The following is an 18,652-nucleotide window of genomic DNA, read 5'->3' on the forward strand; positions in this document are numbered from 1 at the left end:
CGTTTTTAAAGTAACTCTTGCATTCTCTGTATTCACTTGATATAATTTCGTCATGTGTGAATAAGGTCTCGAGAGACTGGAATCGTAACTCTGTTTCGAAAGATTCAGGGCGGAAGGAGTTGAAAAACATGAAACAAGGAATTCATCCGGAATACCGTAAAGTTGTTTTTAAGGATACAAGCACAGGCTTTATGTTCTTGTCGGGGTCTACTAGCCAAACGGAAGAGACTGTTGAGTGGGAAGATGGAAACACGTACCCGCTACTTACTGTTGAGGTAAGCTCGGATTCTCACCCATTCTACACAGGTAAGCAAAAGTTTGCCGATGCTGGTGGTCGTGTGGATCGTTTCAAAAAGAAATACGGTATGTAAGTTTAACCGTATGGCAAAAACAGGCAGACTCTTGTCTTGCCTGTTTTTTTATGCGCCTTTTTCCATGGGGGGCATTTACAATGAAAATGAATAAGAATAAAATACGCTATCTGAATTATTTTCTTATACCTATCCATAAACAGTTTTTATAGTGACAGGTAACATCAGATAATTCTATATTAAGGTGTACTGATTGAATGTCACGATTGGATTGTCAGCACAAACAAGGGGTTATATGCCCGTCTGTAGCAGATAATTCATGCATGAGTCGTTCTTTACAGATCTATTTTGTCTGATGAAGTTGGTTCTAAATAAGTATAAATTAAATTAATATTCAAGAGATTTTTCTCACCTTTTTAAAAACAATGAGATTGTCCTATTTTCGAAAAAGTCATTGTTTTAATTAAGAGTGGCAAATTATAATAGAGAGGTCACATGTTACATATCAGTGGCATTTTTCTTTTTGGTTTTAGGGAGTCAGTTAGATACACACACCTTTGGATCCATTATGCGAAAAGCCGCTCTAAATTAATGGTGTTCTACCTATAGGGAACTAATGACTGATGAAAGTAAAGAAAACTTTGGGCTTCTACGAAAAGTGTTTTGTTGTTGGGCCGAGTTTTAAGACGGGGGAGTCGACATATGCATTTAACTAGAAGAGAAGGCTGGTTAGAAGTCGTTTGTGGCAGTATGTTTTCTGGGAAATCAGAAGAGTTAATTCGACGAGTGCGCCGAGCCAGTTTTGGGAAACAAAAAATTCAGGTGTTTAAGCCTAAAATGGATAATCGCTACAGTGAAAAGGAAGTCGTTTCACATAACGGAACTAAAATCTATGCGTGGCCAGTGGGAAAATCCATTGATATTTTACACCAACTAGAGAATGATACCCAAGTTGTGGCCATTGACGAAGTTCAGTTTTTTGACGAGGATGTTGTGGGCGTTATTCAACATCTAGCGGATGAGGGTATCCGTGTTATAGTTGCGGGTTTAGACCAAGATTTTCGTGGAGAGCCATTTGGACATGTACCTACGTTGATGGCACTTGCCGAAACGGTTACTAAGCTCCAAGCTATATGTTTATCGTGCGGATCACCAGCAAGCCGTACACAACGGCTTATTGACGGAAAGCCTGCGTCTTATGATGATCCCATTATTCTTGTAGGGGCTTCAGAGTCATATGAACCACGATGTCGCCATTGTCATGAAGTACCAGGCAAACCTGAGATTAAACCTGTTACAGGGCAGTCATTGCCAGCGAATAAGTAATGAGAGTAACCGCAGAGTTGTTCTGCGGTTTTTTTAATGATAAGAAAATATAGTGTTTTTACTGATTTCAACATTGCAAGCGGACGCTTTCCGTGGCGCTCGTCTTCAACTTATTCTGACTCAGCGAAGCTTGCCTAAAATGGATTTTCAGACTGCGTTGATGCTACCGGAGTAAGTATCCGCCTGGCTTTCTTCAATCTAAGTATAAGCGCCATAATCTCTATTTAGAGAAAATACGTGGTAATGATAAGTATATCAAAGACAAGTATTGCTAATATTTCCTCATCTGTCCTGTATGGGTTTCTTTTTAAGAGGTAAACATAGTAATAAAGGCGGGTGAGAGAACTTTATGAAGGCAAAGAAAATCATGATGTTTATAATGGTCGGAATGATATTATTAAGTGGTTGTAATCGTCCAAATCCACCTGAAGTAGAGGAAGGGGCAGCCGGCTATCATGACCAAGAGCAAGTAGTGGAACAGCAAAAGGACTGGACGAGAAGTATGTTCGGTCCTGGCCCTATTAATTATGATTTTATCGAACGGCAACATGAGCCATACCAAATATCAGAAGCTAATGTAACAGGGAAAAGCTATCGCTCTCTTAACTCACCGAGACAAACAGAAGAAGATGATCAGAAGTTAATAGAGGATATTATTTATGACTTGGATGGCGTGGTCCCTGGTATGGTTATTTTAGTTGGAGCCCAAGCATGGGTCAATGTGATGCCTGATGATGCTAGTCCTCAATCGTACACGAAAGAAGAGGAAGATCGATTAAAAGATAAAATTGAGAATGAATTGAAAAAAGTCAACCCTCGTTATCAGTATCGTGTGATTCTTAATAAATTTGAATAGGCGTGTAGTATTTGACACACATTCTCTTAACCTTAATAGGGAGCGGAATTGCGGAAACACAACGTTACAATTAATTGAAAGGGGTTAATCCCGGTGAAGAGACTCAATGTTGAATCGCATTGAGTCATACCACCGTGATAAACCATTACATAAGTATTTAACTTTAGGTCTCAGTCTTTAATGTCATAACGCTACTGGACATAAGGTTATAGTCTTCGTGCCCCTTGTTGAATAGGGTCCCATGGCGAGTTAAATGGCGGGGCATAGCTTAAATCAAGGTTTTCTAAATCTTCTGTTGTCATTTCGTGATATAAGGCAGTAGCTGCCACGTCTATACGTTTATCCACACCTATTGCGCCAACGGCTTGAACACCGAGTAGAACGTCTGTATCGCGATTTTTAATCATGTGAATGAAGAGTTGATTATTACCAGGATAATAACTAGCATGAGTGGTTGTTGTGTAACTTAACTTGCAACACGCAATACCTAATTCAGTTGCTTCCTTTTCATTTAGTCCCGTCTTCCCAATCGTGACGTCAAAAAATTTGACAATCGCAGATCCTACCACTCCTTTAAATGCTTTTCTGTTACCGGCCACATTCGCACCAGCGATCCGACCTTGTTTATTTGCATGTGTACCGAGAGGAATATAGTCGTCTCGTTGTTTTAAGCGATGATAATGCGTGGCACAATCTCCAGCGGCATAGACGTGAGGAAGTGTTGTTTCCATGTACGGATTAACGACAATGGCACCAGACTGATGAAGATGAATGTCTGTGTTAGTGAAAAAATCAGTGTTTGGTTTTATACCGGCTGCTACGATAACCATGTCAGTCTCCAATGGCCCATTATTTGTTATCACTCTCTCGACTTGTCCATCCCCTTCAAAACCGCTCACTGAAGTTGATAGAAGGACCTCGACGCCGTTTTTAATAGCTTCTTGTTTTATTTTCTCTGAAATATCAGATGCGTAAATAGAGGATCCGATTTGATCTGCTGTATCAATAAGGGTTACTTTTCGACCAGAAGCTACTAAATTCTCAGTCACCTCTAGTCCGATATAGCCTGCCCCAATCACAGTCACATTCAAAACATTTGATGTTAACTCATCGATTATTTTTTGGGCATCCGGTATAGTTTTTAATACATGAATGCCAGCTAAATTCTTTCCTGTAAAAGGTGGCACGACTGGTGAGGCTCCTGATGCCACAATTAATTTATCATACGGCAAGGAAAAATTCTTAGCTGAGTGACCCTCGTAATAGGTTCCTATGACACGTTGCTTCTTATGGTTAATCTCTTTAACCTCGTGATATATTCGAGCGTCAATGCCGTATCTTTCCTGAAAAACTTCGCGCGCCCTTACAATTAGGTCGTTATGGCTCTTTATAATACCACCGATATAGTAAGGTAGACCACATTGACCATATGAATATATCGCTCCTTTTTCAAGGACGGTAATTTGCCATTTTGGTTGAGCCCGAACGATTTGCATTGCTGCACTCATTCCTGCTGCATCACCACCAATAATAACGATGTTCATCAAGGGTTCCTCCTTAAAAGTAGTGCTTATTATTTTCCACTAAACATGCCAAATCAAACAAAACGGCTTCTGTATGGACAACTAGTAACACGAAAAACGAGTAGTGATTAAGAACTCATTGATTTTACGCAACATAAAACCTATACTATAGAAAGACTAAAACAGTCATTTAAAATGAGGTGAAGAATGTGTTTGACCGCCTTCAGGCAGTAGAAGATCGTTATGAAAAACTGAATGAATTATTGATGGATCCAGATGTGATAAGCGATACGAAGAAGCTTCGTGATTATTCGAAAGAGCAATCAGATATACAAGAAACGGTGGAAACATACCGCCAATATAAAGAAATTAAGACACAGTATGATGAAGCTAAAAGTATGCTCCATGAAAATCTTGATGATGAGATGCGTGACATGGTGAAAATGGAAGTGGAAGAGCTTGAAGACCAACTCCCACCACTTGAAGAGAAGCTTAAGTTACTTCTCCTCCCAAAAGATCCGAATGACGATAAGAATGTCATTGTAGAAGTACGCGGAGCGGCTGGTGGAGATGAAGCTGCCTTGTTTGCAGGGGATTTATTCCGCATGTATACGCGATACGCTGACTCCCGAGGATGGAAAACAGATGTCATTGAATCGAATGAAACGGGCATCGGAGGCTTTAAAGAAGTTATATTTACAATAAATGGCAAAGGTGCTTATTCACGAATGAAGTATGAAAACGGGGCACATCGTGTACAAAGGGTCCCATCGACTGAATCTGGTGGCAGAATTCACACATCAACAGCAACGGTGGCTGTTCTCGCTGAAGCAGAAGATGTGGAAGTAGATATCCATGAAAAAGATATCCGCGTTGATACGTTTGCATCGAGTGGACCTGGAGGACAGAGTGTAAATACGACCATGTCAGCAGTAAGACTTACTCATATGCCTACTGGAATCGTTGTGTCATGTCAGGATGAAAAATCTCAAATTAAAAATAAAGATAAAGCTATGAAAGTATTGCGGGCTAGAATTTATGATAAATTTCAAAAAGAAGCACAAGCTGAATATGATGAACATCGTAAATCTGCTGTTGGTACAGGGGATCGCTCCGAGCGAATTCGTACTTATAACTTCCCGCAAAGCCGTGTAACGGATCATCGAATTGGTCTTACCCTACAAAAGTTGGACCAGATTTTAGAGGGGAAGCTCGACGAGATTATTGATCCTCTCATTATGGAAGAACAATCACAAATGATGGAAAATGCGGAGTAACCTATGAGCCTACCAACGACAACTAAAACTTACGAAGCCCTCAATTGGGCTTCGTCTTTTTTACAACAACATAATTACGAAGAGACAATCGGCCACATCCTATTGATGCACCATACCGGATGGAGTCGTACAAGGATGTTAACAGAACAACAAACGGTCCTATCGTCCGACCTTTTTGCAGCATTTCAGCATGATGTACGCCGTGCTGCATCAGGAATTCCTGTTCAACATATAACCGGGAAAGAAACATTTTATGACCGCCACTATCATGTAAATAATCATGTCCTTATCCCACGTCCGGAAACGGAAGAATTAGTAGAGACACTCCTGACAACGTTAGACAATCACAAACACCTTTTTAACAAAAATGAGGAGGAGCCACTGACTATTGTGGATGTAGGGACAGGCAGTGGTATTATTGCTATTACAATGGCCCTTGAGCTTCCAAATAGTCACGTTTTTGCTTCAGATATCAGTGCTGAAGCACTCGTTGTGGCGAAAGGGAACGCCCGGGATCTTGGAGCTGGAGTGACGTATATACATGGAGATTTACTACTTCCTTTTATAGAAAAAGGTTTCAAATCAGATGTTATTATCTCGAACCCACCTTATATACCTATTGGCGACAAGGCGCGTATGAAAGAGAACGTGAAAGACCATGAACCATTAGGAGCACTTTTTGCGGGCGAAGACGGGCTCGATATTTATCGACGACTCGTTAACCAAATCCCACGCGTTCTGTCTCATCCAGGTATCGTAGCACTTGAAATTGGCTATAACCAAGGAGATACTGTTACTGAGCTACTACAACAGGTACTACCTCTAAATACTTATATTGAAGTTATTAATGACATAAATGGAAATGAACGAATTGTCTTAGCCATTGTCCCTTAAAGCTATTCTTTGAAAAAGATTGCTTAATGATGATTTGTGGACAGGCGTTAATGTTTGAGCTAACTTTTTAATTGGAAAAAGTGGCTTCTAGTCTTTTAATATGAAGCGACCGGGACCCTTCAGTCCGGTCGTCTTTTTATTTGTAAATTTTCCTCCTATTATGTCGAACGATTATAGGTTTACCCACCCATTAGCTTGCCAAGAATAGCAAGTATAAAGGGGAGGGAGTAAACGTGAAACAAAGACATAGCTTAATAGATTGGAAGAAACGCCTACTTGTGGCCTTATATAGTTCGTTTATTGTGACAGTTTTTTTATTATCATGGGAAGCGCATTTTTTTAATCCGCAGTATGAGACGGCTTCTGCAAATGTTATTTCATCTTCCGGAGTGCAGATAGAGATTCCAGAAGAAGCGATTAGATTAAGAATTAAATCGAATAGTCAATCTCCAGAGGACCAACAATTAAAGTTAACCATACGTAACGAGGTGAATCGATACATCCGTTCGTGGACAGAAGAAAGCAGTGATGTGGATGAAGCTAGGGAAATAATTAAAGCAAAATTACCAGAGATAGAAGAAGTCATAAAAAAAGCAATGATTAAAGCTAACGTTTTCTCATCGTTTACTGTTGATTTGAAAGAAGTGGACTTTCCGACGAAACAGTATGGAGATAGGATTTATCCTGCGGGTGATTATGAAGCGGTTTATATTGAAATTGGAGAAGGTCTAGGTGACAATTGGTGGTGTGTATTATTTCCGCCTCTATGTTTCATAGATTCTGGAGGCGAAGAAGCGAATGATGAGGCTGAAGAGGAAGAGACCGATGAAGATGTTGAAATATCGTTTTTTCTTGTAGAAGTCATCCAGAGTTTATGGACAAAATTGACGACTTGACCATTTAAGTTAAACGCGGACACTCATTTTTCTATCATATTCCTCTGTCTTTTGAATAGACTCGTAGTACAAGCTGGTCATCGTATAAGGGATATAAAGGTTATTAGGTTGAAAATACACTATTTTTCAAAACAGGAGATACCCTTTATCACAGCTAAGCGTCCGTAAGACATCCGGCTCAAAATAGAGAAGAGATAAATCTATTTAGGCGGGAGATAACGGATGCTAATGTCCTGATTCAGTCAATTACCAATCAGTTGGAGAAGAACGAAAAAACCCAATGATTTTTGGTGATTGGTTTTATCTGTTTATACGATCTTGGTTTGTTTCACGACTCGTTTACTAAAATTCAGTTAAGGACTTTACATCTCTTAAGAGGAACAACTGTAAAGTCTTGAAAAGGAAGGGATAAGAGTGACGTTTATTATACGTGAAGCGCGAGAAGATGATGTATTAAAAATTCAACATTTTATAAGTAAAGCCGGTGTCTCACTCGAAACAGTGCCAAACGGATGGGAACCCTACATTTTGGCAGAAGATACAATGGAATCTATCGTCGCTACAGCTGCCCTACAGGTGATCCCAACCAATGCTTATTTAATAAGGAGTTTGGTTGTGGATTCTGAGCAAGTAAGTGGAAGTTTTCTTATCAAAATGCTAGAAACCACAATACAGTATGCCAGAGAAAAAGGTGCCCAATGTGTATACTTTATCGTGAAACAGGGTGGCGATATGATGGAAAGCCTCGGATTCACTTTGCTTTCTAAAGAGGACATTCCAAAGGAATTAAAGCAACTCAATGAGGTCAAGGATTATTTAAAGAAAGGCTATCCTGTGTACTGTTTACAGGAAGTTGGGGATAAGTAGTCTATCTATGCACACATGTTCCACAGGTTATAAACAACAACCAAAGGGTTATCCACAAAATTTTGTGGATAACCCTTTGGTTGTTACATATACATCATCACAGATGGCGTCTGGCGAAATACGTTGTTGCTTACTATTGAATAAGTGATTTATAAGCAATCTATTGACATATTCGGTAAACAGCAGCAAAATAATGTGAGAATGAGGAGGCAGAACGAATGGAACAATTAACAAAACAATGGATTGTGGATACATCTGTGGATAACCTTGTTAGTAACTCTCATATTGTAGAGGCAGCTCATGAGTTAGTATCACAACAAGTGGTTGCTTTCCCAACAGAAACGGTATATGGATTAGGAGGTGATGCTACTTCTGATTTGGCGATAGAACGGATATTTGAGGCGAAAGGGCGACCGGCCGATAACCCTCTGATCGTCCATATTGCAGAACGTTCTCAGCTGAAAGATTATGTCAAAGAGATTCCACCGCTAGCTGATAAATTAATGAGTGCTTTTTGGCCAGGACCGTTAACCATTGTCTTTAAACACAATGGGAACCTATCGAAACGGGTTACAGCAGGATTGTCTACAGTGGCTGTGAGAATGCCTGATCACCCTATAGCTTTAGCTCTAATTAAGGCGGCAGGTATCCCTTTAGCAGCACCTAGTGCTAATCGTTCTGGGCGTCCAAGCCCAACTTTGGCGTCTCATGTTAATGAAGACTTGAAGGGTAAAATTAAAGGTATTATCGATGGAGGAGCGACAGGTTTAGGTTTAGAATCGACTGTTGTCGCATGTACTGAAGATAAAGTAACGATTTTGCGGCCAGGTGGGATAACAAAAGAAGATTTAGAAGCAGTTTGTGGCCATGTGTTTTACGATTTTGTGTTAAAGAAAGAGGATGAAGCACCGACCTCACCAGGGATGAAATATGTGCACTATGCACCGCATGCGCCTCTCACCTTAGTGGAAGGGACAGATGCGTTCCTTCATAAAACAGCAGAGGCTGCGTATGAAAAAGGATTGAAAGTAGGTTTACTCGTTACGTATGATTATCAGTTTGCTACAAAGGTTCATAAAAAAGTTGTGATCGGGTCACGGGATGATTTAACTACGATTGCTCATCATTTGTATGAAGCATTGCGAACATTTGCTGAAGGGGAGGTAGATGTGATTTTCTCTGAAGTATTTCCTGAACATGGACTGGGGCGTGCCATCATGAATAGGTTGAAAAAAGCTGCAGGGGGAAGGATGGTTACTGAGTCGGATAATTGACGTTAATAAACTCTGTTGGACATGCATACATTGGAGTAGCTAGTCCGAGGGGTTGATAGAATGTCTGATCTGGTGACTGTCGCGTTGATGGCATTGGCTTTAAGTATGGATGCTTTTTCTATTTCGGTTGGAATTGGTTTGTTAGGGATGAGATATAAACGTATTGTCCTCGTAAGTGCGACTGTTGGTTTTTTTCATATGATTATGCCAGTTGTGGGTATTATTATCGGTCGATTATTATCAGAATATATGGGGGCCCTCGCTTTTTTCATCGGCGGTAGCGGCCTTATTGTTTTAGGCATGCAGATGATTATTTCCTCGGTTAAAAAAGAACCTTCATCACTATTTTCACCAATTGGGACAGGGCTTGTGGTGTTTGCCATGAGTGTGAGTATGGATAGCCTCTCATTAGGACTTACACTTGGAGTACTTGGGGTAAACACTTGGCTAATTAGCACTTTCTTTGGGGTTGCTAGTGCTTTTTTCACCGGCCTTGGTTTAATGATCGGGAAGAAAGCCGGATATTGGTTAGGGACAGGTGGTGAGTGGATTGGGGGTTTTGTTTTGCTAATCTTTGGGGTAAAAATGATACTAACCCCTTTTTAAAAAGTAGGACTTGTTTTAACAATCCAGAAGGAAGTTTGCCTGAATTATGATAAAATAAACATAGGAACTTAGTCCCTTTAATTTGAAAATTATCTGGGATGAGTACCTGTGAAATGAGAAGGATGTGGCAAGGATGGAAAGGGTTTTATTTGTTTGTACAGGTAACACATGTCGAAGTCCGATGGCTGAGGCTATTTTTGAGCAGAAAAAAACCAAAGAAAATTTACAGGCTAAATCAGCCGGTGTGCATGGTATGGAAAATGTGCCAATGTCAGAAGGGACGCGTTTAGCATTAGCTAAGCGAGGTATTATGGAAAGTCATCAATCAAAAGCATTATCACCTGAGCTTATTCGCTGGGCAGATGTAATTCTTACGATGACAGAGGGTCATAAAAAAATTGTCCAAGGAACTTATCCAGAAGCCTCACCTTATATCTTTACACTTAAAGAATTTATTATCACGGATCCTGATAAGGTTAAAAAGATGGAAGAGCTTGCAGAACACCGAGCACAAATAGAGCAAAAACGAGCTGCTTTTTTATCTGATAATGAGGGGAAGGTAGCAAAATATAATAAAGAAAAAGAGGTTCACAACCAGTCTACAATGGAAGAGGAATTATTGGATTTATTACACCCTCATCAGACAGCGATAGATAGGATTGAATGGGACCTTCCTACTCTTGATTTTCCAGATCCGTTTGGGGGAGAACAAGAGACATATGAAGAGCTCTATCAAGAAATGGAACAAGCTATTGAAGACTTACTGACGATTTTGAACGATCGCTCTGATTTGGAAGACTAAAAAGACAAGGGTAAACTTGGGGGGAGAGCTATGAGAGTGAGGGGTTTGGGATTAAGGGGAAAGATGGTTTTAGGTATTTGTTCTGTTGCGGCCATTACATATGCGATAAGTGCGTTTTTTATCTTTTTTCTACATGATATCATTGGAGAATCACTAGGTTTAAACCCAGATAGTTTTTTAATTGCAGTCCTCATATTAGGCGTCATCTGGTGTGGTATTTTAGGCTATTTTGGTGCGGGCTTCATCGTCAAACCATTAAAGCAGCTTGAAACAGCAGCTGTTAAAGTTGCAGAAGGGGATATACGACATAATGTGGAAGTACCGAGGTCGCAGGATGAGCTCTATGCATTGGCTATAGCTTATAACCATATGATTGATAGCCTTAGATCGATGGTAGCGGATGTTAACCGTAATTTTAATGCGACTAATGAAAAAGTTCTTAATATTAAACAGTCTTCTTCAGATGCTGCTGCACAGGCTGAATCCATTAGTCGCACTGTAGGCGAAATTTCTTCAGGTGCAGAGGGCTCAGCGCACGCTATTCAACAAACAGCAGAACGGATAGAAGAGGTCACTGTTATCGGAGCGCAAGTTCAATCACACGCCTACGATTCTGATAAAATGTCTAAAGATATGCTAACGGCACTAAAAGAAAGCCGAGATATGATTCAATCACTTGTAGCGGGCATTCAGCAATTATCTAATACTCACCAAGCTTCATTAGATTCTGTTCAACGACTAGAAGGGAACGCTGCAAAAGTTGGGGAGATTGTGTCTCTTGTTGGAGAAATGGCAGAACAAACGAACCTACTTGCTTTAAATGCCTCTATAGAAGCAGCAAGAGCAGGTGAACAAGGGAAGGGCTTTGCTGTCGTAGCAGATGAGGTAAGGAAGCTTGCAGATCAAAGTACAACGGCTGTCCAAGGCATTTCAGAGCTTGTAAAAAATATGCAGAATGATGTGAGCCATGTAGCGTCACAAATTAAAGATCAAGTTGAAGCTGCAAATTTGGAAGCGGTTAAAGGAACAAAAACGAATGAAACCATTGCGGAGATGGGGGACTCCGTGAATGAGGTTGCCAGCTCTATAAAGGAAATACTTGAGCTTATAGAGAAACAAATGCATTATGTGGAAACCACCGGGGAAGAGTCACAAAATGTCGCAGCAATTGCGGAACAAACTTCTGCTGGAGCTGCCGATGTAGCAACAGTTATTGATGACCAGACGGCTGTTATACTGGAAGTGGCTACTTCCGCAGAAATTTTACTTGACCAGGCGAATGACTTGAAAAAAACGATCAGTCGATTTACTGTTTAACATATAGAGGAGGATGTCAAATGAAAATAGTTATCGCATCAGACCATGCAGGATATGCTTTGAAGAAGGACATCATACACGTGGTAGAAGAACTAGGGCATCAAGTAGAGGATGTAGGATGTGATTGTGCTGACTCCGTAGACTATGCTGATTATGGTATACCAGCTGCTGAAATGGTAGCAAACGGAAAGGCTGACAGGGGTATCATTATTTGTGGGACAGGTATTGGCATGTCTATCTCAGCAAATAAGGTGAAGGGTATTCGATGTGCACTCGTTCATGATTTATTCTCTGCTAAAGCGACAAGAGAACACAACGACACCAATGTCCTCGCTATGGGAGAACGTGTTATTGGTCCCGGACTTGCTCAGGAAATAACAAAAGTATGGTTAACGACCCCATTTGAAGGTGGACGTCATGCACGAAGAATTGACAAGATTACGGACTATGAAGAAAAAAGTGAAGGATAAGTATCCTTCACTTTTTGATACCTTCTCATCATTCTAGTAGGAACCTCATGGCAGTTTTTCTAAAGACATGGTAAAGTCTTAGTCGTAATGCTCTCAAATGTCTTAAAAAATCCACTTTTTGAAGGGGGGTACACACGTTGAGTGAGTTAAATACTAATGAAATGTCCAAATCCCTGACTCAAGCGCTTGAAGAATTCCAAAGCGAAGCTCATTTACAAAAAGACCAGCTATTTATAATTGGTGCTAGTACAAGTGAAGTGTTAGGGGAGCGTATAGGGAGTTCTGGCACGATAGAAGTGGCAAGAGCCTTATGGAAAGCGATTAGTCACTTTCAGAAAAAGACTGGTGTTGCATGTGCTTATCAAGGTTGTGAACATATTAATAGAGCACTCGTTATAGAGAGAGAAACAGCGGACAGGTTTAATTTAGAGCCTGTTAGTGTCATTCCTCACCAGAAAGCTGGGGGCTCAATGGCAGCTTATGCATTTAACCAGATGCGTGATCCCGTTGTAGTTGAAGAGTTGAAGGCACATGCTGGTATTGATATTGGTGACACTTTTATAGGTATGCATTTGCGAAAAGTAGCTGTACCAGTTCGAACAAGTATTAAGGCTATTGGCTGTGCTCATTTGACATTGGCACGAACAAGGCCGAAGCTAATCGGAGGAGAACGGGCTGTGTATACACGAGATTTATCTGATTGCTGATAAGTTCTTTATTCACGCTCTTCTGGGAGTCACCGTCTTTTACTGTAGTCCTTTTTAAAAACGGACATTTGATAACGCTTATTTATAATTGAATGAATGTCATAATGCCATGTCACGCTCAATATAACGAATATTATTGGAAATTAACAATAAAAAGTTCGTCTATTAGAAGCGAAGAGTTGGAACTAAGATGGCGACTCCTGTGGGAAGGAGCGACGTCTGAAAAATTCTGACTGAGCTTTGTAAAGGCAGAATGAGTTGAAGACGAGCCCCGCGGAAAGCGTCCATCGATAGTGCAAATGAGTCATCACGTTCCGAAGTAACGATGCAACCATGATTTATGAAATCGATTTAATCATTCGATTTTTCGTTTGAACCTTTTATTTGTGACATTCAAGTTGTTCATGATCCATGATGATTAGATATGTTTAGTAAGTGGGTTCCAGGAGGATAGAACGTGATGGCCTCTTAGATCAAGATTTACATGACAACCGACAATAACCGTCAATTTTGTCAAAATCACATGTAAGGAAATTTTTAATTAAAAAAGAACAATTTGAAAACGTATACATACGTCTGACAAGTCCAGATACCTTTTACATATGAAACATAAACGTTTAGAATAGATAGCAGATTAAAATTCACCCACGTGTACTAGAGTCAAGCCGCGTGGAACATCGCTTAGGGAGGGTTCGACAAATGGCATCAAACAATCAACGGGAATTAGCACACGTCAGCAATCAAGACAGTGACGTGTATAATGCAATGACAGCAGAATTGAAGCGACAGCAAGAAAACATTGAATTAATCGCATCAGAAAACTTTGTCTCAAAGGCTGTTATGGAGGCTCAAGGCTCTGTTTTAACGAATAAATATGCTGAAGGCTATCCGAGTAAACGATATTATGGCGGTTGCGAGCACGTCGATGTGGTAGAAGATATCGCGAGAGAACGGGCAAAGCAAATCTTTGGTGCAGAGCATGTTAATGTTCAACCACATTCGGGAGCCCAAGCGAACATGGCTGTTTATTTTGCATTTTTAGAGCATGGTGATACGGTTCTAGGAATGAATTTATCACATGGAGGGCATTTAACACACGGAAGTCCAGTTAATTTTAGTGGTAAAGATTATTCATTTGTTGATTATGGCGTCGAGCAAGATACTGGTTTAATCAACTATGATGACGTGAGGAAAAAAGCACTTGAGCATAAGCCGAAAATGATTGTAGCCGGTGCCAGTGCTTATCCACGGGCAATAGACTTTGCGAAATTTAAAGAAATTGCCGATGAAGTGGACGCTTATCTTATGGTGGATATGGCGCATATAGCAGGTTTAGTGGCTACAGGAGAGCATCAAAGCCCTGTACCATATGCAGACTTTGTGACAACGACAACACATAAAACATTACGAGGCCCCCGCGGTGGTATGATTTTATCCAGAGAAGAATATGGTAAAAAGATAGACAAAGCGATCTTCCCTGGTTTGCAAGGTGGCCCGCTTATGCATGTTATTGCCTCAAAAGCTGTTGCACTAGGAGAAGTTTTAACAGATGAATTTAAAACATATACAAAACAGATTAGACTCAATGCCACTTCTTTGGCGGAATCGTTAACTAAAGAAGGAATCAATTTGGTCTCAGGTGGTACAGATAATCACCTTGTCCTCTTAGATTTAAGAAGTCTATCCATTACTGGAAAAGTGGCGGAGGAAGCACTTGATAAAGTGGGTGTCACAACAAACAAAAACACGATTCCATTTGATCCTGAAAGTCCTTTTATTACAAGTGGTCTTCGAATTGGAACGGCAGCTGTCACATCTCGAGGATTTAAAGAAGAAGATTTAACAGAAGTAGGGAATATCATCGCCCGCGTATTAAAAAATGTTGAGGATGAGTTGGTTCTTAAAGAGGCAAAAGAAGCAGTGAGACAGTTAACAGACCGCTATCCATTATACGAAAATAGCTAAATAGTTCTAGATAGGAGCGCTACCTGCTACACTGAGCGCTCCTTTTTATGTTCACTTTTTGAAATAGAGCTTGAATCTAGCTCGTAGATTATGTAGAATTTCATAGGAGTATGTCAAAACGAAGCTTTTATTGATAAGCTGGATAATCTATTTTAATGGTGTAAGGCTAAAAGCTACTAATGGACTAAATTTAAGAAAACATTCTTTTTACCTTAAGTAAGAAGCGTGGATTTCTTAACTAATGAAGGAGCGGGGTTAACATGGGGAAAGTATATGTCTTTGATCATCCACTGATTCAACACAAGTTAACGTATATTCGTAACAAAAATACGGGTACTAAAGAATTTAGAGAACTGACTAACGAAATTGCTGGACTAATGGCTTTTGAAATAACACGAGAGTTGCCATTAAGAGAAGTTGATGTGGAAACACCAGTAGGTCCGGCAAAATGCAAAATGATCTCTGGGAAAAAATTAGGTATTATTCCAATTCTTCGAGCAGGACTTGGGATGGTAGATGGTATTTTGGAATTAATTCCAGCAGCGAAGGTCGGACACGTCGGGCTATATCGAGATCCAGAAACGTTAAAACCTGTGGAATACTATGTGAAGCTTCCTAAGGATATTGAGGAGCGAGAGTTAATTGTTGTGGACCCAATGCTGGCAACAGGTGGCTCTGCTATTGAAGCGATTAATGTAATGAAAGCCCGAGGGGCAAAAAACATAAAACTAATGTGCTTAGTGGCCGCTCCAGAAGGGGTCGAGGAAATGAAAAAAGTGCATCCTGAGGTTGACATATATTTAGCAGCTTTGGATGAAAAACTAAATGAAAAAGGATATATCGTTCCAGGCCTTGGGGATGCAGGAGACCGCTTATTTGGAACGAAATAAAAATGAAAGAAGAAGATGTTTTATTTAGAGAGCAAGGTGCCATGTGAAGGCACCTTGCTCTTTTTCCTGTTGGTACCAATCGATGATTCACAGGCGATATTTTATTGTTGTCGTTGCCATAAATGAAAGATGGAAAAAGACGCATGTAATTGATTGAACAGTGTTTGTATAATGTGTAAGGCATAAAAAAATAGACGATGATTAATGGAATAACTAAAGAATGCAAAAGAAAGCCAAGCAAGAATAAAAAATAAGCAAATGTAAAACATAATAGGCAGGAAACTAAATACAGAAAGGAGTTATCCATTGAATTCTTTAGCCTCTTTTCTCTTTTACATTAGCTTTACTAGACCATCTCGAGTATTTGGTTACGTCTTATTCTGTTTCCTTGTTCTTTGTGGGCTAGGGGTAAAAGTGCAAGCAGAAGATGATTCAGTCCCTGTATTCCCAGAAAGGCCAGAAATTTTAAGTACAACACCGAGTGAACAGCCATCTATCTATATCGTGGAAGCTGAAACTGATGCAGAGCTTTTAGCAAAAAGGCTGGAAAATCAAGTGGAGGGTGTAACATTAAGGAAATTATTTTCGACCCTTTATAATGGTTTTTCGATAGAAGTACCTATAAATAAAGTGGATGAGGTTCGTGATATGCCAGGGGTAGTAAGTGTTGATGAACTAGCTTTCTATGAACCTTATGTAGATGAGAGTATTCCTTTTATAGGAGGAACATCAGGTGAAACAAACAGTTTATTTACTCGTGAAGATGACACTTTAACTGGAAAAGGAGTGCAAGTTGCTGTCATTGATACCGGTGTAGATTATAATCATCCTGATTTAAAGCATAGCTTTCAAGGTGGCTTTGATATAGTGGATCAAGATGATGATCCAATGGAAACTGTCAAAACACAAGGTATGCCAACGCTACATGGCACCCACGTAGCAGGGATCATTTCAGCGAACGGAAAATTAAAAGGAGTGGCTCCTGAAGCAGATATTTATGCCTACCGGGCATTAGGGCCATCAGGGATGGGGACTACCGAGCAAGTGATCGAGGCGATTGAAAAGGCGGTTGTTGATGGGGCGGAAGTCATTAATCTCTCCCTTGGTAATACTGTTAACGGTCCAGATTGGCCGACAAGTAAAGCGTTAGATAAAGCAGTAGATAAAGGAGTAGTAGCGGTAACCTCAAACGGTAATAGTGGCCCGAGTCTTTGGACGGTAGGGTCACCAGGAACATCTGCAAAAGCAATATCAGTTGGTGCTTCCACCCCACCTCTATCAATTCCATATCTCATTACGGACACCAATCGTCATCATGAAACGCCTGTCCAGCAAATGCAAAAAGCATCATTGTGGGATATGAAACGGGCCTACCCTGTTGTGGATGTGGGGCTTGGTAGAGAGGAAGACTACGATGAACTGGATGTGAATAATCACATCGTCCTTGCAAAGCGGGGACTTATTAGCTTTACGATGAAGGCTAAAATTGCTAAAGAAAAAGGAGCGAAGGCGCTTATCGTTTATAATCATCTCCCAGGTGAATTTGCTGGTAGACTTGAAGAACCTGTAGATTTACCAGTCGTCAGTATTGAGAAAGAAGAAGGGGAACGTTTAGCTAAACAATTAGAGACGAATGATAACGAATATATAAGAACGATTTATCGCAAAGAGGAAGATCAAATTGCGCCTTTCAGCTCACGTGGCCCTGTGACGCATACATGGGATGTAAAACCTGATATAGTAGCCCCAGGCGTCCATATAGACAGTACTGTTCCAAGTGGTTATTTAGATTTAAACGGGACGAGTATGGCGGCCCCACACGTAGCAGGTGCGGTGGCTTTGATTAAACAAAAATATCCCGAATGGACGCCAGATCAAGTGAAAGCAGCTTTAATGAATACGGCAAAGCCTTTGAAAGATAAAAAAGGAAAAAGCCATCCACCACATGTTCAAGGGACAGGAAGAATACAAATAGATGAGGCTCTTTCAACGGAAACACTCGTATATCCTGGGCAGGTGAGCTTTGGCCAATGGTTGAGAACGGATAGCCGCTTAGAGAAACACGTGACATTCACAATAGAAAATTTATCAGATAAACGAAAAAAATACACTGTGGAACCTCCTTTTGAAGCGCCTGACGGAATCCAGTGGAAAGTCCCATTTTCAACTTATGTAGAACCGGGTGAAAAGAAAGATGTGACGGTGTCAATAGATGTTTTCCCTGCTGTTTTCGAAGAAGGCGTTTACAATGGCGAGATTATAGTGAAGGAAGGGACAGAAGAAATACGTGTTCCTTATATTTTTTTTGTGGAAGAGCCAGAATACCCTCGGCTTATGTCTTTTATGTTTGAGCGTGTGACAGCACCAGATACGTATCATTATGAGGTCTACCTACCAGGGGGCGCTGACGAAATGGGTATTGCCTTATATGATCCCGATACTTTTCGCTTTATCAGTTATTTAGATATGGAAAATGACTTGCACAGGGGAATGTTTGAAAAAAATATTGAAGTAGAAGGCGTGCCTGGCGGTATTTATAAAGCTTTAATCTTTGCTAGTAAAGGCAATAGAGAAGACACGATAGAGCAAATGATTTATTTAGGAGATTGAAGCAGTTTCTCAAGAGGGACTGCTTCTCTCCCTTGTGTAAAAAGATCTTAGAGATTTCTTT

Annotated in this window: 17 protein-coding genes; 16 read left to right on the plus strand and 1 reads right to left on the minus strand. The window is 40.4% G+C overall.

Annotation, left to right across the window (positions count from 1 at the left end):
* Positions 1-128 precede the first annotated feature (128 nt).
* From BK581_RS15005 to BK581_RS15015, 3 genes are all read left to right on the plus strand, one after another.
* Positions 129-371, plus strand: a complete 243-nt coding sequence (locus BK581_RS15005) for a type B 50S ribosomal protein L31 (RefSeq protein WP_078578925.1) — start codon at positions 129-131, stop codon at positions 369-371.
* Between the two features lie 642 nt (positions 372-1,013).
* A complete protein-coding gene (locus BK581_RS15010; RefSeq protein ID WP_078578926.1) occupies positions 1,014-1,637 on the plus strand; it encodes a thymidine kinase in 624 nt (207 codons plus the stop codon).
* 349 nt (positions 1,638-1,986) lie between these two features.
* Positions 1,987-2,493, plus strand: coding sequence for a hypothetical protein (locus BK581_RS15015; protein WP_078578927.1), 507 nt, complete (start codon positions 1,987-1,989; stop codon positions 2,491-2,493).
* A gap of 206 nt (positions 2,494-2,699) precedes the next feature.
* Here the strand turns inward: BK581_RS15015 and BK581_RS15020 are convergent, their stop codons facing one another.
* Positions 2,700-4,037: an FAD-dependent oxidoreductase gene (locus BK581_RS15020; RefSeq protein WP_078578928.1), complete on the minus strand. Its 1,338-nt coding sequence runs from the start codon at positions 4,035-4,037 to the stop codon at positions 2,700-2,702.
* Between the two features lie 188 nt (positions 4,038-4,225).
* On the opposite strand from BK581_RS15020, the gene prfA reads away from it, so the two are divergent.
* The 13 genes from prfA to BK581_RS20465 all read left to right on the plus strand — a co-directional run bounded on the left by prfA (position 4,226) and on the right by BK581_RS20465 (position 18,591).
* Positions 4,226-5,293, plus strand: a complete 1,068-nt coding sequence (gene prfA / locus BK581_RS15025) for a peptide chain release factor 1 (protein ID WP_078578929.1) — start codon at positions 4,226-4,228, stop codon at positions 5,291-5,293.
* A gap of 3 nt (positions 5,294-5,296) precedes the next feature.
* Positions 5,297-6,187 (plus strand): peptide chain release factor N(5)-glutamine methyltransferase, encoded by an 891-nt coding sequence (gene prmC, locus BK581_RS15030; RefSeq protein ID WP_078578930.1) that lies wholly within the window; start codon positions 5,297-5,299, stop codon positions 6,185-6,187.
* A gap of 233 nt (positions 6,188-6,420) precedes the next feature.
* On the plus strand, positions 6,421-7,083 hold the full coding sequence (gene spoIIR, locus BK581_RS15035; RefSeq protein ID WP_095995558.1) for a stage II sporulation protein R: 663 nt from the start codon (positions 6,421-6,423) through the stop codon (positions 7,081-7,083).
* A gap of 414 nt (positions 7,084-7,497) precedes the next feature.
* The gene (locus BK581_RS15040) at positions 7,498-7,950 is read left to right on the plus strand and encodes a GNAT family N-acetyltransferase (RefSeq protein ID WP_078578931.1); all 453 of its coding nucleotides are present in this window, start codon (positions 7,498-7,500) and stop codon (positions 7,948-7,950) included.
* Between the two features lie 218 nt (positions 7,951-8,168).
* Complete coding sequence (locus tag BK581_RS15045; protein WP_078578932.1) at positions 8,169-9,224, plus strand: L-threonylcarbamoyladenylate synthase; 1,056 nt, start codon at positions 8,169-8,171, stop codon at positions 9,222-9,224.
* Between the two features lie 60 nt (positions 9,225-9,284).
* Complete coding sequence (locus BK581_RS15050; protein WP_245829069.1) at positions 9,285-9,830, plus strand: manganese efflux pump MntP; 546 nt, start codon at positions 9,285-9,287, stop codon at positions 9,828-9,830.
* A 133-nt stretch (positions 9,831-9,963) separates the two neighbouring features.
* Positions 9,964-10,632, plus strand: a complete 669-nt coding sequence (locus tag BK581_RS15055; RefSeq protein ID WP_078578933.1) for a low molecular weight protein arginine phosphatase — start codon at positions 9,964-9,966, stop codon at positions 10,630-10,632.
* A 30-nt stretch (positions 10,633-10,662) separates the two neighbouring features.
* Positions 10,663-11,949 carry a methyl-accepting chemotaxis protein gene (locus BK581_RS15060; protein WP_078578934.1) on the plus strand — a complete coding sequence of 429 codons (1,287 nt, stop codon included), beginning with the start codon at positions 10,663-10,665 and terminating at the stop codon, positions 11,947-11,949.
* 20 nt (positions 11,950-11,969) lie between these two features.
* Positions 11,970-12,419, plus strand: coding sequence for a ribose 5-phosphate isomerase B (rpiB, locus tag BK581_RS15065; RefSeq protein WP_078578935.1), 450 nt, complete (start codon positions 11,970-11,972; stop codon positions 12,417-12,419).
* Positions 12,420-12,580: 161 nt separating this feature from the next.
* Positions 12,581-13,126 (plus strand): TIGR01440 family protein, encoded by a 546-nt coding sequence (locus BK581_RS15070; RefSeq protein ID WP_078579963.1) that lies wholly within the window; start codon positions 12,581-12,583, stop codon positions 13,124-13,126.
* A gap of 699 nt (positions 13,127-13,825) precedes the next feature.
* Complete coding sequence (locus BK581_RS15075; RefSeq protein ID WP_078578936.1) at positions 13,826-15,091, plus strand: serine hydroxymethyltransferase; 1,266 nt, start codon at positions 13,826-13,828, stop codon at positions 15,089-15,091.
* A 260-nt stretch (positions 15,092-15,351) separates the two neighbouring features.
* A complete protein-coding gene (upp, locus tag BK581_RS15080) occupies positions 15,352-15,981 on the plus strand; it encodes a uracil phosphoribosyltransferase (protein ID WP_078578937.1) in 630 nt (209 codons plus the stop codon).
* 306 nt (positions 15,982-16,287) lie between these two features.
* A complete protein-coding gene (locus BK581_RS20465; protein ID WP_276327425.1) occupies positions 16,288-18,591 on the plus strand; it encodes a S8 family serine peptidase in 2,304 nt (767 codons plus the stop codon).
* The last annotated feature ends 61 nt before the right edge of the window (positions 18,592-18,652 follow it).

Origin of the sequence: Salipaludibacillus agaradhaerens (assembly GCF_002019735.1) — a bacterium.
Lineage (GTDB): Bacteria > Bacillota > Bacilli > Bacillales > Salisediminibacteriaceae > Salipaludibacillus > Salipaludibacillus agaradhaerens.